Annotated in this window: 25 protein-coding genes; 12 read left to right on the top strand and 13 right to left on the bottom strand. The window is 62.0% G+C overall.

The window, feature by feature from the left end; translation table 11 throughout:
- The first annotated feature begins 162 nt into the window (after positions 1-162).
- The 3 genes from AC070A_RS19440 (at position 163) to AC070A_RS19430 (ending at position 3,434) form a co-directional block, all read left to right on the top strand.
- A complete protein-coding gene (locus AC070A_RS19440; protein WP_057252722.1) occupies positions 163-606 on the top strand; it encodes a MarR family winged helix-turn-helix transcriptional regulator in 444 nt (147 codons plus the stop codon).
- Positions 607-725: 119 nt separating this feature from the next.
- Positions 726-2,318, top strand: a complete 1,593-nt coding sequence (locus AC070A_RS19435) for an MFS transporter (RefSeq protein WP_218373578.1) — start codon at positions 726-728, stop codon at positions 2,316-2,318.
- An 18-nt stretch (positions 2,319-2,336) separates the two neighbouring features.
- Positions 2,337-3,434 (top strand): HlyD family secretion protein, encoded by a 1,098-nt coding sequence (locus AC070A_RS19430; RefSeq protein WP_058320233.1) that lies wholly within the window; start codon positions 2,337-2,339, stop codon positions 3,432-3,434.
- A gap of 102 nt (positions 3,435-3,536) precedes the next feature.
- Here AC070A_RS19430 and rplI read toward each other — a convergent pair whose 3' ends face one another.
- From rplI to AC070A_RS19400, 6 genes are all read right to left on the bottom strand, one after another.
- Positions 3,537-4,112 carry a 50S ribosomal protein L9 gene (gene rplI / locus AC070A_RS19425; protein ID WP_057252717.1) on the bottom strand — a complete coding sequence of 192 codons (576 nt, stop codon included), beginning with the start codon at positions 4,110-4,112 and terminating at the stop codon, positions 3,537-3,539.
- 33 nt (positions 4,113-4,145) lie between these two features.
- Positions 4,146-5,099, bottom strand: coding sequence for a YybS family protein (locus tag AC070A_RS19420; protein ID WP_058320232.1), 954 nt, complete (start codon positions 5,097-5,099; stop codon positions 4,146-4,148).
- Positions 5,100-5,290: 191 nt separating this feature from the next.
- Entirely contained in the window at positions 5,291-5,539 is a 249-nt protein-coding gene (gene rpsR, locus AC070A_RS19415) for a 30S ribosomal protein S18 (RefSeq protein ID WP_025426448.1), read from the bottom strand.
- Between the two features lie 26 nt (positions 5,540-5,565).
- On the bottom strand, positions 5,566-6,012 hold the full coding sequence (rpsF, locus tag AC070A_RS19410) for a 30S ribosomal protein S6 (protein ID WP_057252714.1): 447 nt from the start codon (positions 6,010-6,012) through the stop codon (positions 5,566-5,568).
- A 274-nt stretch (positions 6,013-6,286) separates the two neighbouring features.
- The gene (locus AC070A_RS19405; RefSeq protein WP_113479453.1) at positions 6,287-6,799 is read right to left on the bottom strand and encodes a ClbS/DfsB family four-helix bundle protein; all 513 of its coding nucleotides are present in this window, start codon (positions 6,797-6,799) and stop codon (positions 6,287-6,289) included.
- Between the two features lie 19 nt (positions 6,800-6,818).
- The gene (locus tag AC070A_RS19400) at positions 6,819-7,862 is read right to left on the bottom strand and encodes an aldo/keto reductase (protein WP_113479497.1); all 1,044 of its coding nucleotides are present in this window, start codon (positions 7,860-7,862) and stop codon (positions 6,819-6,821) included.
- A gap of 357 nt (positions 7,863-8,219) precedes the next feature.
- Between AC070A_RS19400 and fabD the strand changes: the two genes are divergently transcribed.
- The 7 genes from fabD (at position 8,220) to gmk (ending at position 15,399) form a co-directional block, all read left to right on the top strand.
- Entirely contained in the window at positions 8,220-9,164 is a 945-nt protein-coding gene (gene fabD / locus AC070A_RS19395) for an ACP S-malonyltransferase (protein WP_113479454.1), read from the top strand.
- 39 nt (positions 9,165-9,203) lie between these two features.
- Entirely contained in the window at positions 9,204-9,941 is a 738-nt protein-coding gene (gene fabG / locus AC070A_RS19390) for a 3-oxoacyl-[acyl-carrier-protein] reductase (RefSeq protein ID WP_057252708.1), read from the top strand.
- A gap of 333 nt (positions 9,942-10,274) precedes the next feature.
- Positions 10,275-10,511, top strand: coding sequence for an acyl carrier protein (locus AC070A_RS19385; protein ID WP_003531676.1), 237 nt, complete (start codon positions 10,275-10,277; stop codon positions 10,509-10,511).
- A 216-nt stretch (positions 10,512-10,727) separates the two neighbouring features.
- A complete protein-coding gene (gene fabF / locus AC070A_RS19380) occupies positions 10,728-11,993 on the top strand; it encodes a beta-ketoacyl-ACP synthase II (RefSeq protein WP_057252706.1) in 1,266 nt (421 codons plus the stop codon).
- Positions 11,994-12,543: 550 nt separating this feature from the next.
- Positions 12,544-13,749: an endolytic transglycosylase MltG gene (mltG, locus tag AC070A_RS19375; RefSeq protein WP_113479455.1), complete on the top strand. Its 1,206-nt coding sequence runs from the start codon at positions 12,544-12,546 to the stop codon at positions 13,747-13,749.
- A 99-nt stretch (positions 13,750-13,848) separates the two neighbouring features.
- Positions 13,849-14,736, top strand: a complete 888-nt coding sequence (locus AC070A_RS19370) for a YicC/YloC family endoribonuclease (protein WP_058329419.1) — start codon at positions 13,849-13,851, stop codon at positions 14,734-14,736.
- A 3-nt stretch (positions 14,737-14,739) separates the two neighbouring features.
- Positions 14,740-15,399 carry a guanylate kinase gene (gmk, locus tag AC070A_RS19365; RefSeq protein ID WP_057252701.1) on the top strand — a complete coding sequence of 220 codons (660 nt, stop codon included), beginning with the start codon at positions 14,740-14,742 and terminating at the stop codon, positions 15,397-15,399.
- A gap of 93 nt (positions 15,400-15,492) precedes the next feature.
- Here gmk and rsmA read toward each other — a convergent pair whose 3' ends face one another.
- The 7 genes from rsmA to AC070A_RS19330 all read right to left on the bottom strand — a co-directional run bounded on the left by rsmA (position 15,493) and on the right by AC070A_RS19330 (position 23,523).
- Positions 15,493-16,320 (bottom strand): 16S rRNA (adenine(1518)-N(6)/adenine(1519)-N(6))-dimethyltransferase RsmA, encoded by an 828-nt coding sequence (rsmA, locus tag AC070A_RS19360; protein ID WP_057252700.1) that lies wholly within the window; start codon positions 16,318-16,320, stop codon positions 15,493-15,495.
- On the bottom strand, positions 16,320-17,348 hold the full coding sequence (gene pdxA, locus AC070A_RS19355) for a 4-hydroxythreonine-4-phosphate dehydrogenase PdxA (protein WP_057252698.1): 1,029 nt from the start codon (positions 17,346-17,348) through the stop codon (positions 16,320-16,322). The genes rsmA and pdxA overlap by 1 nt, the downstream gene beginning before the upstream one ends.
- Positions 17,349-17,361: 13 nt before the next feature.
- Positions 17,362-18,300: a SurA N-terminal domain-containing protein gene (locus AC070A_RS19350; RefSeq protein ID WP_057252696.1), complete on the bottom strand. Its 939-nt coding sequence runs from the start codon at positions 18,298-18,300 to the stop codon at positions 17,362-17,364.
- 187 nt (positions 18,301-18,487) lie between these two features.
- On the bottom strand, positions 18,488-20,839 hold the full coding sequence (locus AC070A_RS19345) for an LPS-assembly protein LptD (RefSeq protein ID WP_058320227.1): 2,352 nt from the start codon (positions 20,837-20,839) through the stop codon (positions 18,488-18,490).
- A complete protein-coding gene (lptG, locus tag AC070A_RS19340) occupies positions 20,839-21,921 on the bottom strand; it encodes an LPS export ABC transporter permease LptG (protein WP_058320226.1) in 1,083 nt (360 codons plus the stop codon). The genes AC070A_RS19345 and lptG overlap by 1 nt, the downstream gene beginning before the upstream one ends.
- Positions 21,915-23,084 (bottom strand): LPS export ABC transporter permease LptF, encoded by a 1,170-nt coding sequence (gene lptF / locus AC070A_RS19335; protein ID WP_058329472.1) that lies wholly within the window; start codon positions 23,082-23,084, stop codon positions 21,915-21,917. Before lptF ends, lptG begins: the two co-directional genes overlap by 7 nt.
- 97 nt (positions 23,085-23,181) lie before the next feature.
- Positions 23,182-23,523 (bottom strand): hypothetical protein, encoded by a 342-nt coding sequence (locus tag AC070A_RS19330; protein ID WP_156432983.1) that lies wholly within the window; start codon positions 23,521-23,523, stop codon positions 23,182-23,184.
- Between AC070A_RS19330 and AC070A_RS19325 the strand changes: the two genes are divergently transcribed.
- Both AC070A_RS19325 and AC070A_RS19320 read left to right on the top strand, forming a co-directional pair.
- Positions 23,501-24,994, top strand: coding sequence for a leucyl aminopeptidase (locus AC070A_RS19325; RefSeq protein ID WP_058329418.1), 1,494 nt, complete (start codon positions 23,501-23,503; stop codon positions 24,992-24,994). The two genes, AC070A_RS19330 and AC070A_RS19325, sit on opposite strands and share 23 nt — an antisense overlap.
- 41 nt (positions 24,995-25,035) lie before the next feature.
- Positions 25,036-25,485 carry a DNA polymerase III subunit chi gene (locus AC070A_RS19320; protein ID WP_113479457.1) on the top strand — a complete coding sequence of 150 codons (450 nt, stop codon included), beginning with the start codon at positions 25,036-25,038 and terminating at the stop codon, positions 25,483-25,485.
- Positions 25,486-25,501: the final 16 nt, after the last annotated feature.

The raw sequence follows: 25,501 nt of genomic DNA, 5'->3' as shown, positions 1-25,501 counted from the left end.
CAAAATTGGCCGTTGACGCGACGAATCACCCGAGCCTTCCGGGGCATGGGGAAGTCTAGCGCCGTCCTCCCCCGCCTCAAAATCCTGATCTTGAAAATCCCCCGCATTTGGATTAGATAGAGCGAAAATAATTAGCATGCTAGTAATATGGAAAAGATACCAATGTATCAGCCCACCGTGAACCGCGAACTGTTCGATGCCCTGTCGCTGGTCAATCGCAAGCTGCGGGCCGTGTTCGATGCTCGAGTGAAGGAGAGAGGCCTCACGCTGTCGCGGGCCCGAGCGCTCTTCGCCTTGACCCGGAAGGATGGTTTGAACCAGCGCGAGCTGGCCGATGAGCTCGATATTGAAACGCCGACACTGGTGCGTCTGCTCGATGGCATGGAGAAGCAAGGTTTCATCGAACGGCGGGTCGAGGCCTCCGACCGGCGCGCCAAGCAGATCCATATGACTGAGTTCGGTCGCTCCGTCGCTGACGAAATCCTGCGGCTTGCCGACGAGATTCGGGCGGAAGTGCTGCAAGGTATCGATGCCGCCGAACTTGCCGTGACGCAGCGAGTGGTGCGGGCGATCGCCGACAACGTCCAGTCGCTGGCGCGGGAGTGACGGCGATGAGCGCAGTCGCGACCGCTGCTGCAAACGACAATCGCAACGCCGCTCCCCTGGAGACAGGCGCGGTCGGCGACGACCAGGAGGAAATGTCTACTGCACCGGTCTCGGCCCCGATGCCGGCGCCCGCCCCGGTCGACAAAAGCCTGGCACTTTCGGCGATCTATGTCTTGGGCTCCGTTCTCCTGTTCCTGACGCAGGGCCTGGGTATGAACCTGGCGCTTGCCAATCTGACGCAGATCCAGGGTTCGCTCTCGGCGACCTCTGTCGAGGCCGGTTGGCTGTCGGCGGCTTACATGGCGCCCAATGTCAGCCTGTCGATCGCGCTGGTGAAGATTCGCGCTCAATACGGGCTGCGCCGCTTTGCCGAAATCAGCATCGTCGGCTTCGTCATCGTATCGCTGATGAACGTCTTCGTTTCCGACCTGCATTCGGCCATCGTCGTCCGCTTCATCAGCGGCATTGCTGCTGCGCCGATGTCGACGCTCGGCTTTCTCTACATGCTCGAAGCCTTTCCGCCGGCGCGCAAGCTGACGGTCGGTCTGGCACTGGCGCTCACCTGCACGACGATCTCCGCGCCGATTACCCGTCTCATCTCGCCGACCCTGATCGAATACGGCCAGTGGCATGCGCTCTACACGCTCGAAATGGCGTTGGCACTGATCGTGCTGCCGATCATCTATCTGCTGCCTCTGACGCCGGTGCCGCATGCCAAGGTCATCCAGCGCATGGATATCCTGAGCTATCTGCTCGTTGCCGTTGCCTTCGGCTGCCTGGCCATCGTGTTGACCATGGGGCGTCTCTACTGGTGGTTCGAGGCACCCTGGCTCGGCGTCCTTCTGGTCGTTTCAATCGCAACACTGACGACCGTGGTGCTGATTGAACTCCATCGCAAGGTGCCGTTGATCGACATACGCTGGATCGCCTCGAAGGAGATCGTGCACTTTGCTGCCGTTCTGCTCGTCTTCCGCCTGGTTGCCTCCGAGCAGTCCACGATCGCGACGAATTTCTATCAACAGCTCGGCCTCCAATTCGAACAGGTCGCGACGCTGTATTGGATCATCCTTGCCGCGGCGATAGCCGGCGGCCTGCTCTGTGCCGTGCTGATGAACCCGCAGCATGCAGAGAGTGTGCACGTCCTGGCGCTCGGCCTGCTGGCGACCGGCGCCTACATGGACAGCCAGGCGACGAGCCTGACACGGCCCGAGCAGATGTATCTGAGCCAGGCGATGATTGCCTCGGGCACTGCGCTCTTCCTGCCGCCGGCCATGGCGCGCGGCTTCAAGGCGGCGCTTGCGAAGGGGCCGAGCTATATCCTGAGCTTCATCGTGATCTTCCTCTTCACCCAGAGCATCGGCAGCCTGATCGGCTCCGCAGCCTTCGGCACCTTCGTAACGATCCGTGAAAAATTCCACTCCAACATTCTCTCCGAACAGATCGTCTTGTCGAACCCGTTGGTTGCCCAGCGCGTCAACCAGCTCTCCGCCGCCTATAGCAAAGTGATGGGCGACAAGACCTTGCTGGGTGGCGAGGGCACCGTGCTCCTGTCGCAGCAGGTCACCCGCGAAGCCTACATCCTTGCCTACAACGACGCATTCCTGCTTGCCGCCGTGATCGCGCTTGTCGCGCTCGCCGGCCTGCTCCTGCACATGTCCTACAATTGGCTCACGCAGCGGCTGACCGGCCCCGCGCCGGCGCCGGCCGCCTGATTAATCGAGTTGAAGACCATGCTGAAGTTCCTACGTTCCCCGACCACCATCATTGTGCTTCTCGCCGGCATCGCCGGCGTGACCCTCGTGCTCTATGCCTGGCGGCTGCCACCGTTCCACAGCTCCGTGGAGATGACGGAGAATGCCTATGTGCGCGGCTACGTGACAATCATGAGCCCGCAGCTTTCGGGCTATGTCGCCGATGTTCCCGTGCACGACTACGAGGCGGTCAAGGCCGGGCAGTTGCTGGTGAAGATCGACGATCGCATCTACGCCCAGAAGCTGGCGCAGGCCGAAGCGACGCTTGCCGGGCAGAAGGCGGCGCTCGCCAACTCCCATCAGCAGGAACTGTCGGCCAAGGCCGGTATCGCCGCCAGCGAAGCGCAGCTCGATAGCGCCAAGGCGGCCTTCAATCGGGCGCGCGCCACCTGGGATCGCATTCGCCCGCTTGCCGAAAAGGGCGTGTCGACGCGCAGCGATGCCGATCAGGCGCGTGCCGGCTTCGAACAGGCGGACGCGGCTGTGAGCCAGGCTGAGGCCGGGCTGGAAGTGTCGAAGCAGGCATTGGCGACCACGCTTGGCGCGCGCGCCGGATTGGAAGCTGCCGTGACCGGTGCCGAGGCGGCCGTCGAACTGGCGCGTATCGATCTCGAAAATACCCGCATCGTTGCGCCGCGTGACGGCAGGCTGGGCGAGATCGGCGCTCGGATCGGTCAATATGTGACGGCGGGATCACAACTGCTCGCGCTGGTGCCGAACGAAGTGTGGGTCGTCGCCAATTTCAAGGAGACGCAACTCGACGGCATGAAGGCTGGCCAGCCCGTCGCCATTGCGGTCGACGCCCTGCAGAAGAGCGAACTTACGGGACACATCGAGCGCTTCTCGCCGGCAGCCGGTTCGGAATTCAGCGTGATCCGCGCGGACAACGCCACAGGCAACTTCACCAAGGTGGCTCAGCGCGTCGGCGTGCGGATCGTGGTCGATCCCGGTCAGCCGCTGGCTGAGATGCTCTCGCCCGGTCTCTCGGTCGTCGTGCGCGTCGACAAGGACGCACGGGCGCGGACTGCAGCGGATCAGGTGACCAGCGACGCCGTGCCCGTCGCTGCGCATGGGTAATCTGCCGCCTCGCGTCTTGCGATTTTAGTTCTACCCCCTGGAGCCAATAAAAAAGCCCGGATCGATGATCCGGGCTTTCGTATTTGGGATGGCCGCTAAGCCTTATTCTTCTTCGCCTTCGAATTCGGCTTCCGGGTTGAAGAAGTCTTCCGGCTTCAGAGCGTCTTCGTCAACGCCGTAGATGGCGTCGGCCGAGGTCAGGCTTTCGCCCTTGGACTGGCGCTCGGCTTCTTCAGCCGAACGGGCAACGTTGACTTCAACCGAGATCTCGACTTCCGAGTGCAGGTGCAGCGTGACCTTGTGCAGGCCGATCGACTTGATCGGGTGGTTGAGGTCGACCTGGTTGCGTCCGACGTTGAAGCCTTCGGCAGCGAGCACTTCGATGATGTCGCGAGCAGCAACCGAACCGTAGAGCTGGCCGGTTTCGCCAGCGGAGCGGACGATGACGAAGGTCTTGCCGTCGAGCTTTTCGGCAACCGACTGGGCTTCCGACTTGCGCTCGAGGTTGCGGGCTTCGAGCGTCGAACGCTCAGCTTCGAAACGGGCCTTGTTGGCGGCGTTGGCGCGCAGCGCCTTGCCGAGCGGCAGCAGGTAGTTGCGAGCAAAGCCGTCGCGGACCTTTACGGTTTCGCCCATCTGGCCGAGCTTGGCGATACGTTCGAGAAGAATGACTTGCATGTTGGTTTTCCTTTCAGTGTTCCAATTCGTTGGTCAGTTTTTTCCAACCGGCGTGACCGCGATGGTGCGTCGCGTATCGATCAGGCCGGACAGGAGGAAGAAGAATGCCGGGATCGTGAACACGAGCACCGACAGGTATGCGATCCACAGCACGGGAAGCCGCCAGGACTTGCCGCGCGTGCGGAAATGGAAGGAGGCGAATCCGGCAAGCAGGAAGCCCGCGCCGAAGGTTCCGCAGATCAACGCGCCGATCGTTGCCGGCGCGCCGCCGAGGAAGGTGAGGACCAGGCCGCCGAGGAAGATGAAGATCGCGTTGCGGTGCATGCGTAGCGTCGAGGGGATATCCTCGCGCGGGCGTAGCGCCCGGCCCGACATCTGCACGATGCGGGTCGCGACATAATAGGCGGTAAAGAGCATCAGCACCCAGATCGCACCCTGGACGAGTGGCAAAGCGAGCGTGAAGAGCGACTTGATCTGGGCAACGGCAGTGACGTCCGGATTGTAGCCCGGGTCCTGCGCCTTCACCGCCTGGATGACGATATCGACCATGCGGTCGGAGATGTCGGCGCCATAGCCGACGATGAAGCCGACGATGATCATGCCGATGGTCACGAGGCCGGCGAGGTGGCTGAGAATATCGGAGAGCGGATACCAGGCGAGCGCTTCATCCGGACCGCCGAGTTCCGAGGCCGGGCGGGCAAGATTGGCGAGGTGGCTGAGCCAACCGGCCGGGATCAGCGTGACGACGAGGATCAGCAGCGCGAAATAGGGCGAGATGAGCGCGGCAGCGGTGGCACCTGCGCTGACGATCGCGGTGATCGCCGCTGCATTGCCCCAGCCAAGGCCGGCAATCAGGATCGGGAGCGCGGACGCAGCATAGAGGACGATCGCAAGAGACGACTGCGTGTTCGCGCCCATCGACAAGAGGGCGGCGGTAAAGCCGGCGAGAACGCCGGTCAGCAGCGATGTCCTGTTCACATTCGTCACGTTCGCTGTCCTGCTTCGTGCAGTTAGGGGATGGCAAAGCCCGGCCCCAGCATGGGATTTTGGTGCTTTCGCACCGGTTCCGATCCGCGCCCACCGCGGAAGGGAGGGAAAGAGGCGCTCACCTAAGGGGAGCGCCTCTCCCTAGAGTCAATTTCCGTCGAGTCAGTCGACCAACGGAGAGTCAGCCGTTCTTAGGAAACGACGTAGGGCAGCAGGCCGAGGAAGCGTGCACGCTTGATCGCCTGGGCGAGCTCGCGCTGCTTCTTCTGGGAAACGGCCGTGATGCGGGAAGGAACGATCTTACCGCGCTCGGAAATGTAGCGCTGCAGCAGGCGGATGTCCTTGTAGTCGATCCGCGGAGCGTTTGCGCCCGAGAAGGGGCAGGTCTTGCGGCGACGGTGGAACGGGCGACGAACCGGAGCGGAAGAAACTTCAGCCATTGTCTTTATCTCCTAAAGCTTCTTGATTACGCGCGGTCTTCGCGCGGACGACGCGGGCGGTCTTCGCGGTCGCCACGGTCCGGACGCGGACCACGGTCGCCGAAGCTGCGCTCCGGACGGTCGCCATCGCGGCGCGGACGATCGTCGCGGTCGCGCTTCTGCATCATGGCAGACGGGCCTTCCTCGTGCTTCTCGACGGCGATCGTCATGTAGCGCAGGACGTCTTCGTTGATGCGCATCTGACGCTCGATTTCGTGAACAGCCGCTGCCGGAGCGTCGATGTCCATCAGAACGTAGTGAGCCTTGCGGTTCTTCTTGATGCGGTAGGTGAGGGACTTCAGGCCCCAGTTCTCGACGCGACCGACCTTGCCGCCGTTTGCTTCGAGCACGCCCTTGTACTGCTCGACGAGACCGTCGACCTGCTGCGGCGTGATGTCCTGGCGGGCCAGGAATACGTGTTCATAAAGAGCCATTGTGGCTTGCCTTTCTTGCGTTAATCAGCCCGGACCTCGGCGGCTAAGCCTCAACGACTGTTCTTAGTGGCTGACAGGCAGCCGGCAAGAAAGTGTTGTATCGAGACGGTCGAGAGCGGAGACACGGGAGGCCGGAAAGACTTGCAATCCTAACGGCTCCCCTCGAGGAAGCCGGCCCTCCGTTCAGCCACCAGCCAGAAGACCGGGCATTTCGAACAGCGCGCTTATACGCATTTTTCGCCGGAAGGCAAGGCTTGGCGCATCTTTTAGATATCTAGGCCAGCGCTTTGGCCTTCTTCCACTTGCGCAAACGCCCTGAGGCATTGGCGTAGGGAGAGGATGTGTTGAACTGAATCATGCGACCAAGCGTCCATTTGCCGTACCACGGCTTCCCGTAGAGCGCCTGGTCGTCCCGCGCCTTGATCAGCGCTTCCAGCGTTTCCTTGCTGCGTCTCAGGCGGGCGATGAGCTCCGTCGGCGAGAGAGCCCGGAAATCGGTATAGAACTTCTGTGCGAGCCTGCCGAGCTCGTTCCATTTATATCCGGTCTCGGGGAAGTCGACCGGTTCGCCGCGCTGATCGCGGTCGATCCACTTGGTGACGAGTTCGCCCCAGCCGATGAGGTAGGCGACGAGATCGCCGACGCTCATCGTGGTGCCCTTGGCGTGCCCTTCGAGCGAAGGCTCGCGAAATTGATTGTCGGAGACCAGTTGGAGTTCGCGCATCAGCTTGGCGAACTGGACGTCGATCGCCTTGAGCAACTCCGCTTTTGTCTGAGGCACGGCCATCGGCGATCGATTCTCGCCTCTAGATTGGCATGGGGTAGAGACGGTGCAGCCGCCGAATGCCATTCACGACGTCCTGCGACAGGGGGAGGTCGACGGCGCCAAGATTGGTCTTCAGTTGTTCCATCGAGGTCGCGCCGATGATGACGGACGCCATGAACGGCCGCGTCAGGCAGAAGGCGATAGCCATCTGAGCGGGATCGAGGCCGTGCTCGCGTGCAAGTTGCACATAACCGGCAACCGCCGGCTCCTGGTGCGGTGTGAAGCGGCCGCCGAGGTCGCCGTTGATCGAGAGGCGGGAACCCGTCGGCTTGGCGCCGTCCAAATACTTGCCGCTGAGCAGTCCGGCTGCGAGCGGCGAATAGGCAAGCAGGCCCACGTCCTCGTGATGCGATAGCTCGGAAAGGTCGAGATCATAGGCGCGGTAAAGCAGATTGTATTCGTTCTGCACCGAGGCGACCCGCGGCAGGCCGTATCGTTCGGCCATGTCGATGAACTTCATCGTTCCCCAGGCCGTTTCGTTGGAGAGACCGATGGCGCGGACCTTGCCGGCCTTCACGAGACCGCCGAGCTTGTCGAGGATCGCCCTGAGATCGCCGGCGACATGCGCCTTGTCCTGCTTGGCCGGGTCGTAGGACCAGGCATTGCGGAAATGGTAGTGACCGCGGTTCGGCCAATGGATCTGGTAGAGGTCGACATAGTCGGTTTTCAAGCGTCGAAGGCTGGCGTCGATTGCCTGTTCGATGCCTTCCGGCGTGGTAGGACCGCCATTGCGAATATAGGGCCGGCCGGGGCCGGCGACCTTGGTCGCGAGCACGACGTCGTCGCGGCGGCCGCGCTTTGCCAGCCACTCGCCGATGAAGCGCTCGGTATCGCCGTAGGTCTCGGACGAGAGCGGCGTCGTCGGGTAGAGTTCTGCCGTATCGATGAAATTCACGCCCTTGTCGAAGGCGTGGTCCAGTTGTTCATGCGCTTCGGCGACGGAATTCTGCGAGCCCCAAGTCATGGTGCCCAGGCAGATTTCCGAGACCCTGATGTCGGTGCGGCCAAGCGTGTTGTAACGCATTGAATGGAGATCCTTGTGAAAGACGTGCATCGGCCCCGTGGGACAAGGGGTGCGCGCGCCGGAAATGGAGTGATAGCCTTCGCCCTTGGGAGTGTTGAAGGCAGGTCGACTTCGGGCGGCAAACTTACGCCTTGATTGGTGAAGATCAAGGGCAAAAGGCGGCTGCGGCCCGGTTCGGCGGGCCTTGCGCGCTTGACTCGCCGTTCAGGAATGTGAATGGAGAGGAAACCAGAGCGGGGCAAGAAAAAGCGTGTGCGGTTATCCGCCCGCGTCCCGCTCTAACTCATAAGAACCGATCACTATGATTTTGTGTCGATTCGACCCAAAATCATAGTGATCTAGGGAAGGGACTATCCCATGAGCATTGCATTCACGTTTCCAGGCCAGGGCAGCCAGGCTGTCGGCATGGGCAAGGATCTGGCGGACGCTTTTCCGGAAGCCGCTGCCGTCTTCGCCGAGGTTGACGAGGCGCTCGGAGAGAAGCTGTCCGAGATCATGTGGAACGGCCCCGAGGAAACGCTGACGCTGACCGCGAACGCGCAGCCGGCGCTGATGGCCGTATCGATGGCCGTCATCCGGGTGCTCGAAGCCAGGGGACTCGACATCAAGTCGAAGGTCTCCTTTGTCGCCGGCCATTCGCTGGGCGAATATTCGGCGCTCTGTGCTGCCGGCACCTTCTCGATCGCCGACACGGCGCGTCTCTTGCGCATTCGCGGCAACGCGATGCAGGCGGCCGTACCGGTCGGCAAGGGTGCGATGGCCGCGATCATCGGGTTGGAGCATGCCGATGTCGAAGCCGTCTGCCGCGAGGCTTCGGCACTCGGCTCCTGCCAGATCGCCAACGACAATGGCGGCGGCCAGCTGGTCATTTCCGGAGAGAAGTCTGCCGTCGAGAAGGCTGCCGCATTGGCATCCGAAAAGGGAGCGAAGCGCGCATTGATGCTGCCGGTCTCCGCACCCTTCCATTCGAGCCTGATGGCGCCGGCCGCCGACGCCATGCGCGACGCTCTCGCCAAGGTCGAGAAGCACAATCCCGTCGTACCCGTGGTCGCCAACGTGCTCGCCGCACCGGTCAGCGATGCCGACGAAATCGCCCGATTGCTCGTCGAGCAGGTCACCGGCCAGGTCCGCTGGCGCGAGACGGTCGAATGGTTTGCCGCCAACAATGTCACGACGCTTTATGAACTCGGTTCCGGCAAGGTCCTGACCGGGCTTGCCCGCCGGATCGACAAGACTGTCAACGGTATCGCCGTCAATACGCCTGCCGATATCGACACGGCTCTTGCAGCACTGCTCGCGTAAGCCGTCGAACAAGCGCACCAGTTACAAGGAATCAATCAGATGTTCGATCTTTCCGGCCGCAAGGCTCTCGTCACCGGCGCATCAGGTGGCATCGGTGAAGAAATCGCCCGCATGCTGCACGCGCAGGGCGCGATCGTCGGCCTGCACGGCACACGCGTCGAAAAGCTGGAAGCGCTCGCCAATGAACTTGGCGATCGCGTGCAGCTCTTCCCGGCGAACCTTTCCGACCGCGCTGAAGTCAAGGCGCTCGGCGAAAAGGCTGAGGCCGAGCTTGGCGGCGTCGATATTCTCGTCAACAACGCCGGCATCACCAAGGACGGTCTCTTCGTGCGCATGAGCGACGAGGACTGGGATGCCGTTCTCGAGGTGAACCTGACCGCCGTCTTCCGCCTGACGCGCGAGCTGACCCACCCGATGATGCGCCGCCGCTTCGGCCGCATCGTCAACATCACTTCGATCGTCGGCGTCACCGGCAATCCCGGCCAGGCCAACTACTGCGCCTCCAAGGCCGGCATGATTGGCTTCTCCAAGTCGCTGGCCCAGGAGATCGCGACGCGCAACGTCACCGTCAACTGCGTTGCTCCGGGCTTCATCGAAAGTGCGATGACCGGCAAGCTCAACGACAAGCAGAAGGACGCGATCATGGGCGCGATCCCGATGAAGCGCATGGGCACCGGCGCGGAGATTGCGTCGGCCGTCGTCTATCTCGCGTCGAACGAGGCTGGCTACGTCACCGGCCAGACGATTCACGTCAATGGCGGCATGGCCATGATCTGATCCGGTTTCCGGGATGTGCCGCCCGCCGAGATTGTGCGACGGGTGATATTCAACGTCCCGGGACACCGCCTGCCAAATGCCTGAAATTCAATGTTGAGCAAGCGAATGTCAGGCATTTTCGGACTTTGCGGCAGACTTAAACCGTGTTAATCGGGCCATGACTGTTAGCAGTCGACCGGTCCCGCCAGGTGTCCGGCAGCCATGGCTGCCCTGGGTTTGCCGCAGTTCCGGTTGGATGGATTGCCGGGTAGGCCGTCTTGGTCTATCAGGCTTACATAAGAGTACCGGTGCCGGAATAGGCGCCTACAGAAACGAAGGTCGAGGAACTCCGACATGAGCGATATCGCAGAACGCGTAAAGAAAATTGTTATTGATCATCTTGGCGTCGACGCCGAAAAGGTCAGCGAAGGCGCAAGCTTCATCGATGACCTCGGCGCGGACTCGCTCGACACCGTCGAACTGGTCATGGCTTTCGAAGAAGAATTCGGCGTTGAAATCCCGGACGACGCTGCTGACTCGATTCTGACTGTCGGCGACGCCGTCAAGTTCATCGAAAAGGCTCAGGCCTAATATCTGAGCGGCTACGGCCGCAGACGGGCCGCCGAAAGCGGCCCGTTTCAGCCCAGGGAAGTGGGCTGTCCCGCAAGCGCGGGTGCCGATCAGCAAGCGTTCTCCGCTTTTCCCTCTGATCGTGAATGAGAACCTTAAAATGGATGCCCGGATCGAGTTCGTCACACGTGGTCCGATCCGGCTCTGAAATTGAAAAGTCAGGGTGGGTCGCGGACTATGAGACGTGTCGTTATCACCGGTACCGGCATGGTATCTCCCTTGGGTTGCGGAACTGAGGCGACGTGGGCGCGCCTTCTTGCCGGGCAGAATGCTGCACGCAAGGTAACCGAATTCGAGGTCGAGGACCTTCCTGCCAAGATCGCCTGCCGCATTCCCTTCGGTGACGGCACCGACGCAACATTCAACGCCGACGACTGGATGGAGCCGAAGGAGCAGCGCAAGGTCGATCCGTTCATCGTCTACGCGATGGCGGCCGCCGACATGGCGCTTGCCGACGCCGGCTGGAAGCCGGAGACCGACGAAGACCAGATCGCGACCGGCGTGCTGATCGGTTCGGGTATCGGCGGTCTCGAAGGCATCGTCGAAGGTGGCTATACGCTGCGCGACAAGGGCCCCCGCCGCATTTCGCCATTCTTCATTCCCGGCCGCCTCATCAACCTTGCCTCCGGCCAGGTGTCGATCCGCCACAAGCTGCGTGGCCCGAACCATTCGGTTGTCACCGCCTGTTCGACCGGCGCGCATGCCATCGGCGACGCCAGCCGGCTGATTGCGCTCGGCGATGCCGACGTCATGGTCGCCGGCGGCGCGGAATCGCCGATCTGCCGCATTTCGCTCGCGGGCTTTGCAGCCTGCAAGGCGTTGTCGACGCAGCACAATGACGACCCGCAAAAGGCATCGCGCCCCTACGATATCGACCGTGACGGCTTCGTCATGGGCGAGGGCGCCGGCGTCGTCATCCTCGAAGAGCTCGAGCACGCCAAGGCGCGTGGCGCCAAGATCTATGCGGAAGTGGTCGGTTACGGCCTTTCCGGCGATGCCTTCCACATCACCGCCCCGTCGGAAGATGGTGACGGCGCCTATCGCTGCATGCAGATGGCGCTGAAGCGCGCCGGACTGACGGCGGCCGACATCGACTACATCAACGCCCACGGCACTTCCACCATGGCGGACACGATCGAGCTTGGCGCCGTCGAGCGCCTTGTCGGCGAGCATGCGTCGAAGATCTCCATGTCCTCGACCAAGTCGGCGATCGGTCACCTGCTTGGCGCTGCCGGTGCTGTCGAAGCGATCTTTTCGGTGCTCGCGATTCGCGACAATATTGCGCCGCCGACGCTCAACCTCGACAATCCGTCTGTGGAAACCAAGATCGACCTCGTGCCGCACGTCGCGCGCAAGCGCGAGATCAACGTGGCGCTGTCGAACTCCTTCGGCTTCGGCGGCACGAACGCCTCTCTGGTCCTGCGCCGTTACACGGGCGCCTGATCGGGGCCCTGGCAATCATCGGATCGATCCAACAAGTCGGTCCGATGATCCTGCTTTTGCCGCATTGCTCGCTACAAGCATGTTTTGGGAGGATGCGCCGCCATCGCGGCGGCGTTGCCGACCGCTATGTTCGCGCAAGGCATATCTGTCAGTTTGCCATTTAGCTATTGCCGGGAACATGTCGTTCGCCCCAGGGATAACCGAAGGCGGCGCGTTCCGAACGACTGCATGTCTCCTGTCCGGTTTAAGGATGAAGCAGGCAGCCATTTAGAGTGTTACAGCGACCTTAACGCGTCCTATAAGACGTGCGGTTCTGTAAAGTGTCAGGTCCCCGTCGCGTTCTCTTGAATGGACGGTGAACCGACACATTTCTGTGGTTCTTGGGTGCCAATGCACCGCGCCGCAGGTCTATTGTGTTGAAGACTGCGGAATGCCGCCCGCCAGGTCGGCGCCGTTTATGAAATTGACTTAAGCCTGCCATGGTCCAGTCCGAAATTCGCACCGGGGCAGGATAGAGAATGAGGCTGCGAATTTCGGGTTCGGGATAATCGTGAGCGACTCAAACGATAACGGCGCGGCGCAATTCGGCCGCAATGAAAACGCGAGCAACGGGCCGATCATTCCGAAATCGGCAAACGAGGCACTGCGCCCGGAAAAAGTGCCACAGCCCCCGAAGCGGTCGCGCAAGGCGCGCAGCCAGGTGGTGATTTTCCTGAATTTCGTGATGACCATCATCGTCTTTGCGGCACTCGCTGCGGCCGGCACGGTCTACCATGCCATGCATCAGTACGAGAAGCCGGGTCCGCTGCAGGCAAACCAGAACTTCATCGTCAGGGGCGGCGCCGGCATGAGCGAGATCGCCAGCGGTCTCGAGCGCAGCAACATCATCACCGATGCGCGCGTCTTCCGTTTCGTCTCGGAGGCCTATCTCGACAACGAGACGCTGAAGGCCGGCGAATACGAGATCAAGGCCGGCTCGTCGATGCAGGACGTGATGCAGCTTCTGAAGTCGGGCAAGTCGATCCTCTATTCGGTTTCTCTGCCCGAAGGCCTGACCGTCAAGCAGATGTTCCACAAGCTTTCCGACGATCCGGTCCTGGTTGGCAATCTGCCGACCGAGCTTCCGCCGGAAGGTTCGCTGATGCCCGATACCTACAAGTTCACACGCGGTACCAAGCGCGGCGAGATCGTTCAGCAGATGGTTGCCGCCCAGAAGGTTCTGGTCGATCAGATCTGGGAGAAGCGTGATCCGAACCTGCCGGTCTCGACGGTCGAGGAACTCGTCACGCTGGCTTCGATCGTGGAGAAGGAAACCGGCCGCGCCGACGAACGGCCACGGGTCGCCTCCGTCTTCATCAACCGGCTCGACAAGGGCATGCGGCTGCAGTCCGACCCGACGATCATCTATGGCATTTTCGGCGGTGACGGAAAGCCGGCGGACCGACCGATCCTGAAGTCCGACATCGACAAGCAGACGCCCTACAACACCTATATCATCAAGGGGCTGCCGCCGACGCCGATCGCCAATCCGGGCCGTGCAGCGCTGGAGGCGGTCGCCAATCCTTCGCGCACGCCGGAGCTCTACTTCGTGGCCGACGGTACGGGCGGCCATGTCTTTGCCGAGACCCTGGACGAACACAACGCGAATGTAAGGCGTTGGCGCAAGGTGGAAGCCGAGAAGGCTGCGGAAGCCGCAAAGGCGGCCGCCGACGCTGGAACGGCCGAACCGGCAGCGACAGCAGCGCAGCCGCAATAAACGCCTGCATTGTGGACGGATAGATCACGGCGCGGATATCCCTTGCGGGATGCCGCGCCGTCGACTTATTGCTTCTGCTGAAACACAACGGAGGTGACGATGCCGCTCCAATCGATGACCGGCTTTGCCCGGAGGGAAGGCAGCAGTGGCCGCCGCCGTTGGGCCTGGGAACTGCGCTCCGTCAACGGCAAGGGTCTTGATCTCAGGTTACGCCTGCCGCAGGGGCTCGAGCGCTTCGAGCCCGAAGTGCGCAGGCTCGCGGCCGATTATTTTTCGCGCGGCAATCTCCAGATCGGACTTTCCGTCAGCGGCGCGGAAGCGACCGTCGAGGCAGTGGTCAATCAGGGTGCGCTGACGGCGGTCTTGAACCTGCGCGAACAACTCGGTGATCTCGTCGACCCGGCGCCGCTGAAGTTCGACACGTTGCTTTCCATCCGCGGCATTGTCGATTTTCGCGAACCGGAAGAAAGTGAAGAGGAACGCGCTGCGCTTGATATGGACATCCTCGAAGGACTGAGGCTGGCGCTTTCCGATCTCCGCGTCATGCGCGAAGACGAGGGAGCCGCGCTCTGTCAGATCCTGCTGGCGCAGGTTGAAGGCATAGAGACACTCACGGCGACGGTAGAGGCTGATCCATCGCGCAGCGCCGCGGCGATCGCCGATCGGCTCGCGCAGCAGGTGGCCCTGGTCATGGACAATGGCTCCTCGCTCGACCGGGAACGCCTCTACGCCGAAGTGGCGCTGCTTGCCACCAAGGCGGATCTTCGGGAAGAAATCGACCGGCTCGGCTCGCACATCGTTGCGGCGCGCGATCTGTTGTCGAAGGGCGGCCCGGTTGGCCGCAAGCTCGACTTCCTGGCACAGGAATTTAACCGAGAATCGAATACGATCTGTTCCAAGTCGAATGCGGCCGCCGTATCGGCCGCCGGCATCGAACTCAAGGTCGTCATCGACCAGTTCCGCGAACAGGTCCAGAATCTGGAGTAAAGCATGACCCCGGCGACCCCTTCGCCCATCAAGATTGCCCGTCGTGGGCTGATGCTCGTCATTTCCTCGCCGTCCGGTGCTGGAAAATCGACGATCGCGCGCAACCTCCTGGAAGCTGATCCGGAGATGAGCATTTCCGTCAGCGTGACGACGCGCCAGCGCCGCCCGAGCGAAATCGACGGACGGCATTATCATTTCAAGACGATCCGTGAATTCGAGGCGCTCAGGGCAACCGACTCGCTGCTCGAATGGGCCGAGGTGCACGGCAACTTCTACGGAACGCCGCGCGACGCCGTCGAAGCGGCGATGGCCGCCGGCCGCGACATGCTCTTCGACATCGATTGGCAGGGCGCTCAGCAGCTTCAGGAAAAGATGGCCGGCGACGTCGTGTCGATCTTCATTCTGCCGCCGTCGATGGCCGAGCTGCAGTCACGCCTGCATCGCCGGGCGGAGGACAGCGAAGAGGTGATTGCCACGCGGCTTGCCAATTCGCGCGCCGAGATCGAGCACTGGCGGGAATACGACTACATCGTCCTCAACGACGACCTCGACCGCGCGTTTTCTGCGGTGCGGGCGATTGTCGAGGCGGAGCGTCTGCGCCGCGACCGGCGCCCGGGTCTGTTTGACTTCGTCAACGGGCTCCTGACGGAGAACCCGTTCTGACAACTGCAAAAGAATGGCTCCTTCGGGAGCCATTTTCGAATCGCGCCATATCTCGCCCGACTGGCGGCTGACCGGTCGCGACTGGTCTCTCGCTTAGAGGCAGTTTGCCAACCGGCAGAACTCTTCCACCGAAAGCGTCTCGGCCCGTCGCTGCGGGTCGATATCGACCTTTGCCAACAGGGCCTCGCCGCCAAGCGGCTTCAGGCTTTGCCGCAACATTTTGCGGCGTTGACCGAAGGCAGCGTGCGTTACCTTCTCCAGAGATGAAACGGAGCAGGGGATCGGATTTTCCACGGGCTCCAGATGGACCACCGATGACGTCACCTTGGGTGGCGGCGTGAAAGCTTGCGGCGGCACGTCGAAGGCCATCCGTGCCTCTGTACGCCAGCCGCAGAGCACACCGAGGCGCCCGTAGTGATCGTCATCCGCCTCGGCGACGATCCTGAGGCCCACTTCACGCTGGAACATCAGCGTCAGCGATTGCCAGAAAGGCGGCCAGCGTTCGGGCAGCAGCCAGTTGACCAACAATTGCGTGCCGACATTGTAAGGCAGGTTGGCGATGATCTTGACCGGCCCGCCGTCGGCAAGCGTCTCGAACCGCGTCTTCAGGGCGTCGCCTTCGATCACCTGCAACCGGCCGGGATAATGCGCGCCGATTTCGGCAAGCGCCGGCAGGCAGCGGGAGTCGCGTTCGATCGCGATGACCTTCTTGGCGCCGAGAGCCAGGATGGCGCGCGTCAGGCCACCGGGACCAGGGCCGACCTCGATGACCGTCACGCCTTCGAGCGAACCGGCAGTCCGCGCGATCTTCTGTGTCAGGTTGAGGTCGAGCAGGAAATTCTGGCCGAGCGCCTTCTTGGCGTCGAGGCCGTGGCGCTGGATCACGTCGCGCAAGGGGGGGAGACCGTCGAGCGCGGCCATCAGCGGGTATCTCCTGGCATATTGGCCGCGAGCGTTGCGGCAAGGTCGAGCGCAGCTCTCAAGCTGTCGTCGCGGGCAACGCCCTTGCCGGCCAGACTGAAGGCAGTACCGTGGTCGGGCGATGTGCGGATGAAGGGAAGGCCGAGCGTGACGTTGACGCTGTCGTCGAAGCCGAGCGCCTTTGCCGGGATCAGCGCCTGATCGTGGTACATGCAGATCGCAACGTCGTAGGTCGCGCGCGCCCGATCGTGGAACATGGTATCCGCGGGCAGCGGCCCCACGGCATCGATGCCTTCAGCGCGCAGCCGGTCGATGACGGGGCGGATGATCGCGTCATCCTCAAGGCCGAGCGCGCCGTTTTCGCCGGCGTGTGGATTCAGTCCGGCGATCGCGAGGCGCGGGCGCTCAAGCCCGAAGCGGTTGCGCAGATCCGCCGCCGTTATCACGCAGGTGCGATAGATGAGATCCGGCGTCAGCTGGTGCGGCACATCCTTCAGCGGGATGTGGATCGTGACGGGGACGGCGCGCAGCTTCGGCCCGGCAAGCATCATGACAGGCAGAACAGGTTGCCCCGTTGCTTTCTCGGCGAGATCCGCCAGGTACTCGGTATGGCCCGGAAAGCGGAAGCCGGCATCGTAAAGGACTGCCTTGGCGATCGGGTTGGTCACGACCGCGGAGGCTTCGCCGGCGGTCACGAGCCGTACTGCCGTGTCGATCGCGCCGATGACGGCGCTGGCATTGGCAGTGTCGGGATCGCCTGCAGTGACCGGGTGAGGGCAGGCAAGCGGCAGCACCGGCAGCGCCGCATCGAACGCGGACATGGCGCCGGCACAATCCGTCTCCCGAAGGGGAACCAAATAGCCAAGCGTCGCCGCACGCGCGGCAAGCACCGAAGGATCCCCGATGAACAGGAAGGGTGCCGTCGCGTGTTCGCGGCGGCCAAGCCAGGCCGAAAGGCTGATGTCCGGCCCGATACCGGCCGGGTCGCCCATGGTCAGGGCGAGTGGTCCGCCGGTTGGTTCGCGCATGTTGCCGCTGTGCTTACTTGTTGACGATCTGCGCTTTCTTGCGCAGTTCCTCGAGGTATTTTTCGCTGTTCGGATCTTCCCCGCCGGCCTTCTTCTTGCCGATGTCCTCGGCACGGAAGACGATTTCTGCGGCCGTGTCGTCGTTGACTTCACGCTTCTTGCAGATTGCCAGGTACTCGACGCCCTTTTCGGTCACGCGGGTTCCGGTCGTGCCGTTCTCCCCGGCCTTCTCGACCAACGGCTTCCACTCGTCCGGCAGCTGCTGGGCAAGCATCCGGCCGAGACTGCGGATCGAAACGTCGCGATAGTTGGCTGCAAAGGTCTTCGACGTCTCGCAGCCCGGGAACTGTGAACGGGAGGCGTTCGCCTCGGCCTGCCGCTTTGCCGTGATGGCGCCGCGCTTCTTCTCGGGAATGACGAAGATCACCTGCTGCAGGAAGTATTCGGTGGTCACCGGCTTGTTGCCGCCGCCTTCCATCATCCGTTTGACGAGATCGGCGCCCTGGAGGCGGCTCGAATTGCCATAGCGGAAGTTGACCGCGCGGGGCCAGCTCATCTGTACGGCGATGAATTGCTTGAAGTGATCGGCGCCGACACCGGCCTGGTCGAGGATCTTGCCGAGCTGTTCCGCCGAAAGCTTGTTGCCCGCAGCAAAACGGGCATAGGCGGCATCGACGTCCTGCGTGCTGACGGATTGTCCGATGCGAACGATTTCGGCGCGCTTCAGGACCTCGTCCACCAGTTGCTTCTTCGCTTCCTCGGGGCCGCCCTTCTGGCGCTGAAGACGCAGGAATGCAACCCGCTTGGCAATATCGCCCGAGGTGATCACGGTGTTGTTGACCGTTACCTTGACCTGGCTTGCAGCCTGCGCACCGGCACATGCCGCGATGCTCAGGGCTCCGGCCACAGCCAATACCGAAAGCGTCCTCAAGATCGACATTTTCCCGCCCATTACCTTTTCCTGTTTGCCGGACGATCACCGCCGTCGGGCCTTGTCCGCCTACCGGCTTTGCGCCGTTGCCTTATCTTGTCGGAGGAAATGCATAATACATGCGGCCAAACGATGACAAGACCGTTTGAGCAGCCCAAAATTGCGCGAGGGGGCGAACTTCGCGTTCCGCCCCCTCGTTTCAATGATCTTAATAGTAATCCAGCTCTTCGAACTTGGTGTCGCCGACATTCACGTCACCGAGCGTACGGAAGCTGATTCTGGCGCCGATCGACCAATCGTTCGCCAGCGTGCTGCCGGTATCGCGTTCCTGCTTGTAGACAAGCGAGAACAGGGTGTCCTGATCGTCGTAGGTGATGCCGAAGCCGTTGCGCGTGATGACGTCCTGGTTGATGTCGTAAGTGATGGCACCAAAGACCGACCAGTAGTCATGGAACTTGTAGGCGGCCGCCGTCTGGATTTCGTCCTGGTTCACCTGCGAGCCATAAAGCGGCTGCGCTTCGATGCGTGTATAGGTCATCGCCGCCTGCCACGTCGTGCCGAGATACCCGACGGTCGCATCGGCACGGCGCAGTGCCAGATCCTTTTCGTCGAGGCGGCCCGAGAGGCTCGCCATCAGGCCGGACGGTGCGTCGATGCCGAACATCGCGACATAGTCCGAGCGCTTGGTTTCCAGACCGGAATTCGCGCCGGCCTTCACCAGGTCGTCGGTTGCGAAGGAGTTCAGGCCTCCGAGATGGAAGGATTGGCCGACGATGCTGCGCAGGCCGTAGCCACTGTCGAAGGTACCGGTATAGCGGAAGCCGACATTGGCGCGCGTACCACCTTCGACCCGGTCGAAGCCAGAGAACTTGTCGCGGTCGAAAAGGTTGGTCGCATCGAACACAAAGCTCTGGGCGTCTTCGTTCGGCAGGCCACCGGCGTCCTGTTCGTCAGGGCGTGCGTAGAGCTGAGCGATCGGCTCAAGCACGTGGCTGCTGTTTTCGCCGACGAACAGGATCGGGTAACGGGCTTCGAGACCGGCGGTCAACATGTGCCGCGTCGCCGCGTCGCTGGTGTCGTAGTCGCCGGTGTAGAGCGGTCCCGGCGCGTCCATGTTGAGGCCGAGGGCATCGCCGCGCGCCGCAAGGAGCGGCGTGACGACGAGACCGCCGGGAGCGATGAACATGCGCTTCCATTCAAGCTCGCCGGTCAGGCGGTGGGTCGTGCCCTCAAGGCCGCGGAAACGATTGACGACACCGGGGACGGTTTCGAGGTCCAGCCGGTTTCGTTTGACGTTCGTGAAGTTGACGGTTGCCGAAAGCTCGCCGCCCAGCACGGGCTTTGGCGCCTTGTAGGAGTAGTCAAGGACCTGCGTAACGGGTTGCTGGTTTTCATTGATGCTATTCGGGTCCGCGTCCTGAATGTCGAAGTAGAAGGCGCGCAGATCGAAGAAGTTTCGCTTGCCGAGGCCGGTCAGATAGGCCTGGTTGACATAGGTCGTGTTATCGAAGTTCGACAGTTCGTAGGTCTTGGCGAAGTTGGCATCCGACTGGACGAGGACGTTCCAGCCGAACGTCCAGCGCGGGTTGATCTCGAATTCAGCCCGCGACGCGATCATGCCGCGATTGGTCTTCATCGCGTCGACCGTGCCCGGCGTGAACTTGCTCTTGTCGAGCTGGCTGATGCCGGCAACGTTCAGCGTATGGAAGCCGTTGTGGAACCGCTGACGGAACTCGCCCTCCAGCAGGAAGCCCTGCCGGGTCAGGCCCGTCACGGTTGCCGTTGCATCCATATAGGGCGAGATCGCCCAATAGTAGGGGACGCCGACGCCGACGCCGAGCTTCTGGGCCGAGCGGAACGTCGGGAACAGGAAGCCGCTCTTGCGCTTGACCGTATGGTCGGGCAGCTCCATCACCGGGATATAGGCGATCGGCTTGCCGAAGAGTTCGAAGCGGGCATTCTCAAGCCGAATCGTCCGCGTGCGACCGTTCTGAACGACGCGTTGCGCCTTGATATGCCACAGCGAGCGATGCTCCGGCTTGGTCGAGCAGGGCGTGCAGGCCGTGTAGACGGCCTCGTTCAAGATGAACTCCTCACCGTTCCGACGCTCGCCGCTCGTGGCGGCAAGACGGGTCAGATCGGTGGTTTCGATTCGCATCTGCTCAAGGAAGCCGTCGCCGAAATCGTCGGTGACGTCCATCTTGTCGGCGTAGACGACATTGCCGCCCGGCTCGATGAACTGGATTTCCCCGGATGCATAGATGCGGCCATTCTTCTGGTCGTATTCGACCTGACGGGCCACCATCTTATAGCCGCCGTAGTCGATCTGCACGTTGCCGCGCACGATCACCTTCTCGGCGTCCTTGTTGTAAACGAGCTCATTGGCGGACAGAAGCAGCTTGGCGTCTTCTGGCATGTTCGGGCGCAGCGAATCGAGGCGGTCCGAAGTCTGCTGCGCCATCGCAGGCGCACTCATTCCCATGGCAAGTGTCTGCAGCGCCACGCCTGCAAGCAGGGTAGCGTTGATCAGCGTCATGCGTTTGCGGTTCACTACCGCCACTAGCCATCCTCCTGATTTAAAAGAATCGTCGAGCCCAGCGCCATCGCTACAACAACTGGCAACCAGGCTGCAACGAAAGGAGGCACAATGCCGCTGCTCCCGAATGCTTTGACAAGCACGGTGACGACATAAAGCACGAAGCCTGAAAGGATGCCACCGAGAATTACGGAGCTAGATTGGTTAAACCGGCTAAACTTGAGCGACACGCAGGCGGCTATCAGCGTCATGGCGACGAGAAGCAGTGGCAGCGAGAGCATCGAGTGAAATTGGGTTTCCATGCCATTGGTTGAAAAACCAAAGGAGCGAGCCACCTCGATCTTTGCCGGAAGGTCAAAAAACTGAATGGAATCAGCCTTTGCAAGACGTTCCTGAACAAACTCGGCTTTCAGATTGGTGCTGAGTTGTGCTGTTTTCAAACGCCGCGGCAGCTGCCCGTTTCGCGTTTCAGTTACTTCGTTAAGAAGCCAGTAACCATCTTCGAGTTTCGCGGACGTCGCATCCTGTCTCAGAATGATCGTTCCCTGTGGATCGAAGTGGATAACGGTGACGTTGAGGAGCGTCGTGCCATTGTCCTGGACCGAGCGCGCGCCGATGATTGTATCGGTACCGTTGTAGATCTGTCGCAGCCACGGAATCGATCCGGAATCCGAGGATCGCGAGGCGCCCCATTCCGCCAGCAGTGCCTCCCCACGCTTCGTTCCCCAGGCCGCCAGCGGGTTGAGCGCAACGACAGCGAGCACGCCGAAGAGGAAGGCGCCAAGGACGAAGGGACGCAGGAACTGCCAGACGGAAATACCTGCGGCGCGGGTCACGACCAGTTCGTAGCGCCGGTTGAGGGAGATGAGCGCCGCCATTGCCGAAAACAGCGCCACAAACGGTATCGTCTGCTGGAGGATCAGCGGGATACGGAGGGCGGTCATCAGCAGAGCGCCGGTGATCGAATAGTGCGGCAGGTTCGCCAGGCGGCTCGCCTGCTCGCTGAAGTCGATGATGAAGATCAGCGAGAAGATGCCGACGAGGAACCAGAAAGTGGTGATCACATAGCGGATGAAGAAATAGCGTCCGAGCGTGCCCATCATGATGGCTGCCCTCCCTCGGCGTCACGCCGAACCAGGCGCAGGCGAACCAGGAGATCCTGCAGCTTTTCCTGCCCGGTCATCGGGATATCCAGACGTTTGTTGCTCACCAGCTGGTGAATGCAGAGTCCGCCGGCTGCGAGCGGCACGATATACATCAGCGGCACGAACCAGATGGAATCCTCGGCGCTGTTGCCGGCATAGAAGGTCATCCAGCGGATGAGCAGCGCTGTTCCGAGCGCGCTCACCATTGGATGGACGCGTGCTTCCCGGTGAGAGCGCGCATCGCTGCTGAACACCAGTGCGATCAGGCCGAAGAGCAGCGGAAAGGTCCACTCCGTCAGGCGGCGGTTGATCTCGGCTGTGAAGGCAAGCGGATTGTTCTTGTAGACCTGATCGTTCGGATCGGGATTGAGAAGGCCGGCCAGGTCGCGGTCCTTCGCCCGGATCGTCGCCTCGCGCGTGGTCTTGGTCATGTCGGCGAGGTCGAAGGCATAGGAATCGAACTTGATGATCGAGACGCTGCCGTCAGGCAGTTTGCGTTGCACCTCGCCGTCCTTCATCACCAGCGCGGAGCTCTTTTCATCCACCGCGCCTTCGCGGGCGTAATAGACGAGCTCGAAGGCGGGATTGCGCGAATCGGCAACGAAGATGCCCTGCAATACGCCGCCGCTGCGCCGTGCTCCGACCTGAACGTAGAGCCCGTCGGCAACCTTGCGGAACGAATTCTCCTGAACGACCGACGACAGAAGGTCGGCGTTGGCGGTCGCCAGCATTTTGCGTACCGAAACGCGCGAATAGGGCTCGACGAAGTTATCGACCGCGAAGGACAGGACGCTCAGGGCCGCGGCCAGATAGATGACCGGCCGGATGATGGCCATGCGCGAACTGCCGGCGGCGTTGAGCACGGTCAGTTCCGAATCGGTGTTCATCGTGGTCAGGGTCTGGGTGACGCCGATGACCAGTGCGAAGGGCAGGATGATCGGGATGACCGAAGGCAGGATGAGGGTTGCCAGTTTGGCGAAGGCCAGAACCGACTGGCCGCTGTCGGTAACCAGGTTGACGTTGGCAAGCGCCTGCGTCGTCCACACAATGCCGAGCAATGGCAGGAGTGTCGCGAGGAACATGACCAAGGCACGCCGGAAGATGTAGCGTTCGATCAGCTTCATGCCCGTGTCCGGTCCAAAATCCTGCTCATGTTTCTGTCCGGCGGCGGCGTCGGACCGGGCATTGCCCGGGTCCAAACCGAAGCCCGGTTCTTACCCGCTATTTCGTGTCGCTCAAACTGTGAAGCAACAGGGATAATTTAAGGCGAAGAACCTCGGTTAACCGCATGTAAACATCCGGGGGCATCTTGCCAAGCGGTTGAAAAGCGAGAAGGGTGCCGGCCACAGCTTTGACGGTGGCGAATGTTGCGAATATTTTCCACTGTAACCGCCCGGTAACAGGGCGGATCGCCACAAGCCTCGCCGTGTCATCCAGATGCGTCGCGGCCAGATCACCTTGCCCTGGCGCCCGGCTCTCGGAAGCTACTTTCGATTCTCTGGCTGCGCACGGAAACAGGAAAATATCCCGGAGTTTTTCAATGCCGATGAAGTTCGAGTTCACCTTTGCCAAGTCCCACCGGCCGAGCGGCGGCGTTGCCGTGCTCCTCAAGACGTCGGGTGGCGGAGCCGCGGCCGGCGCGGATGTCGCCGATCCGGAAGACGTCGTGACAAAGGCAGCCAAGGTGAAGAAGTTCACCGGAAAGGCGTTCTCCAGCCTCGATATCGTTGCGCCGCATGGCTCGCCGGCTGACCGAATCATCGTGTTTGGGCTCGGAGAGGCGGATGCGCTTTCGGATCACGATTGGCTGAAGGCCGGCGGCGCCGTTGCGGCGAAACTCGGCTCAGTCGACAAGGTGACCGTATTCGTCGATGCGCCTGGGGTCGACGTGACCGGCAGGGCGGCAGCAGATTTCGCGCTCGGCATGGAGATGAACGCCTATAGCTTCGACGGCTACAAGACCAAGAAGGCCGATGACGACGCCAAGTCCTCCGGCAAGCCGACCAAGGTCACGATCGTCACCGGTACCGTCATTGCCGCGAAGAAGGCTTTCGGCACAGCAGAGGCGGTGGCTGAAGGCGTGTTCCTGGCGCGCGACCTGGTGAACGAGCCGGCGAACGTACTGGGGCCGGTCGAGTTTGCCGCCAAGGCGAAGGAACTGGAGAAGCTCGGCGTCGAGGTCGAGATTCTCACGGAAAAGGAAATGAAAAAGCTCGGCATGGGCGCGCTGCTCGGCGTCGCCCAGGGGTCTACCCGACCGCCGCGCCTCGTGATCATGCAGTGGAAGGGCGGCAAGGCCAAGGAGCGGCCGCTTGCCTTCGTCGGCAAGGGCGTCGTCTTCGACAGCGGCGGCATCTCGATCAAGCCGGCCGCCGGCATGGAGGAAATGAAGGGCGACATGGGCGGTGCGGCCGCCGTCACCGGCCTCATGCATGTGCTGGCCGCGCGTGAAGCGAAGGTCAACGCCATCGGCATCATCGGCCTTGTGGAAAACATGCCCGACGGCAGCGCCCAGCGCCCCGGCGACATCGTAACCTCGATGTCCGGCCAGACGATCGAAGTGATCAACACGGACGCCGAAGGCCGTCTCGTGCTCTGCGATGCGCTCTGGTATTGCAACGACCGCTTCAAGCCGCAGGCAATCATCGACCTTGCGACGCTGACCGGCGCCATCATGGTTGCCCTTGCGACCCATCACGCCGGCCTGTTCTCCAACGACGACCGTCTGGCCGGGCAGCTCCTTGCCGCCGGCATGGCGACGCAGGAACGCCTGTGGCGCATGCCGCTCGGCAAGGAATACGACAAGATGATCGACAGCAAGTTCGCCGACATGAAGAACACCGGCGGCCGTCACGGTGGTGCGGTGACGGCGGCGCAGTTCCTGAAGCGTTTCGTCAAGGACACGCCCTGGGCGCATCTCGATATCGCCGGCACCGCCATGGGCGCGCCGACGGATGAGGTCAACCAGTCCTGGGGCTCGGGCTTCGGCGTCCGGCTGCTCGACGAGCTGGTGCGGGCGAGCTACGAATCCTGACCCGCCGTGCTGGACGTGACGAAAGGCGGGAAGCAATCGGCATGACCGAAATCCTGTTCTATCACCTGACGGAATCGAAGCTCGAAGACGCGCTGCCGCCGTTGCTCGACAAGAGTGTCGAGCGCGGCTGGCGGGTGGCCGTGCAGACGATCGATGCCGAGCGGCGTGACGCGCTGGACACGCATCTCTGGGTCTATCGCGACGAGAGCTTCCTGCCGCATGGCACGGATGCCGGTGATTTCGCTGCCGATCAGCCGGTGTTGCTGGTGGCCGACGAAGACAATGCGAATGCAGCGACGGTCCGTTTCGTCATCGATGGCGCCAGCCCGCCTGATGTTTCGGCCTATGAGCGCATCGTCTTCATGTTCGACGGCTACAATCAGGATCAGCTTGAAGGCGCGCGCGCCCATTGGAAGCGGCTGAAGGGGGAGGGGCACAACCTCACCTATTGGCAGCAGAACCGCGACGGCCGTTGGGAAAAGAAGGCCTGAGTTTACAACGCATTGC

The sequence above is a fragment of the Ensifer sp. GW101-20A05 genome, from assembly GCF_059424735.1.
Note: the sequence above shows the minus strand (reverse complement) of the source record. Positions and strands in the feature narration are given on the sequence as shown.

Bases quoted from the DNA above. Each gene is read 5' to 3' on its own strand.
- AC070A_RS19440 (WP_057252722.1), top strand. From the start codon at position 163: ATGTATCAGCCCACCGTGAACCGCGAACTGTTCGATGCCCTGTCGCTG.
- AC070A_RS19435 (WP_218373578.1), top strand. From the start codon at position 726: ATGCCGGCGCCCGCCCCGGTCGACAAAAGCCTGGCACTTTCGGCGATC.
- AC070A_RS19430 (WP_058320233.1), top strand. From the start codon at position 2,337: ATGCTGAAGTTCCTACGTTCCCCGACCACCATCATTGTGCTTCTCGCC.
- rplI (WP_057252717.1), bottom strand. From the start codon at position 4,112: ATGCAAGTCATTCTTCTCGAACGTATCGCCAAGCTCGGCCAGATGGGC.
- rpsR (WP_025426448.1), bottom strand. From the start codon at position 5,539: ATGGCTGAAGTTTCTTCCGCTCCGGTTCGTCGCCCGTTCCACCGTCGC.
- rpsF (WP_057252714.1), bottom strand. From the start codon at position 6,012: ATGGCTCTTTATGAACACGTATTCCTGGCCCGCCAGGACATCACGCCG.
- AC070A_RS19405 (WP_113479453.1), bottom strand. From the start codon at position 6,799: ATGGCCGTGCCTCAGACAAAAGCGGAGTTGCTCAAGGCGATCGACGTC.
- AC070A_RS19400 (WP_113479497.1), bottom strand. From the start codon at position 7,862: ATGCGTTACAACACGCTTGGCCGCACCGACATCAGGGTCTCGGAAATC.
- fabD (WP_113479454.1), top strand. From the start codon at position 8,220: ATGAGCATTGCATTCACGTTTCCAGGCCAGGGCAGCCAGGCTGTCGGC.
- fabG (WP_057252708.1), top strand. From the start codon at position 9,204: ATGTTCGATCTTTCCGGCCGCAAGGCTCTCGTCACCGGCGCATCAGGT.
- AC070A_RS19385 (WP_003531676.1), top strand. From the start codon at position 10,275: ATGAGCGATATCGCAGAACGCGTAAAGAAAATTGTTATTGATCATCTT.
- fabF (WP_057252706.1), top strand. From the start codon at position 10,728: ATGAGACGTGTCGTTATCACCGGTACCGGCATGGTATCTCCCTTGGGT.
- AC070A_RS19370 (WP_058329419.1), top strand. From the start codon at position 13,849: ATGCCGCTCCAATCGATGACCGGCTTTGCCCGGAGGGAAGGCAGCAGT.
- gmk (WP_057252701.1), top strand. From the start codon at position 14,740: ATGACCCCGGCGACCCCTTCGCCCATCAAGATTGCCCGTCGTGGGCTG.
- rsmA (WP_057252700.1), bottom strand. From the start codon at position 16,320: ATGGCCGCGCTCGACGGTCTCCCCCCCTTGCGCGACGTGATCCAGCGC.
- pdxA (WP_057252698.1), bottom strand. From the start codon at position 17,348: ATGCGCGAACCAACCGGCGGACCACTCGCCCTGACCATGGGCGACCCG.
- AC070A_RS19350 (WP_057252696.1), bottom strand. From the start codon at position 18,300: ATGGGCGGGAAAATGTCGATCTTGAGGACGCTTTCGGTATTGGCTGTG.
- lptF (WP_058329472.1), bottom strand. From the start codon at position 23,084: ATGAAGCTGATCGAACGCTACATCTTCCGGCGTGCCTTGGTCATGTTC.
- AC070A_RS19325 (WP_058329418.1), top strand. From the start codon at position 23,501: ATGCCGATGAAGTTCGAGTTCACCTTTGCCAAGTCCCACCGGCCGAGC.
- AC070A_RS19320 (WP_113479457.1), top strand. From the start codon at position 25,036: ATGACCGAAATCCTGTTCTATCACCTGACGGAATCGAAGCTCGAAGAC.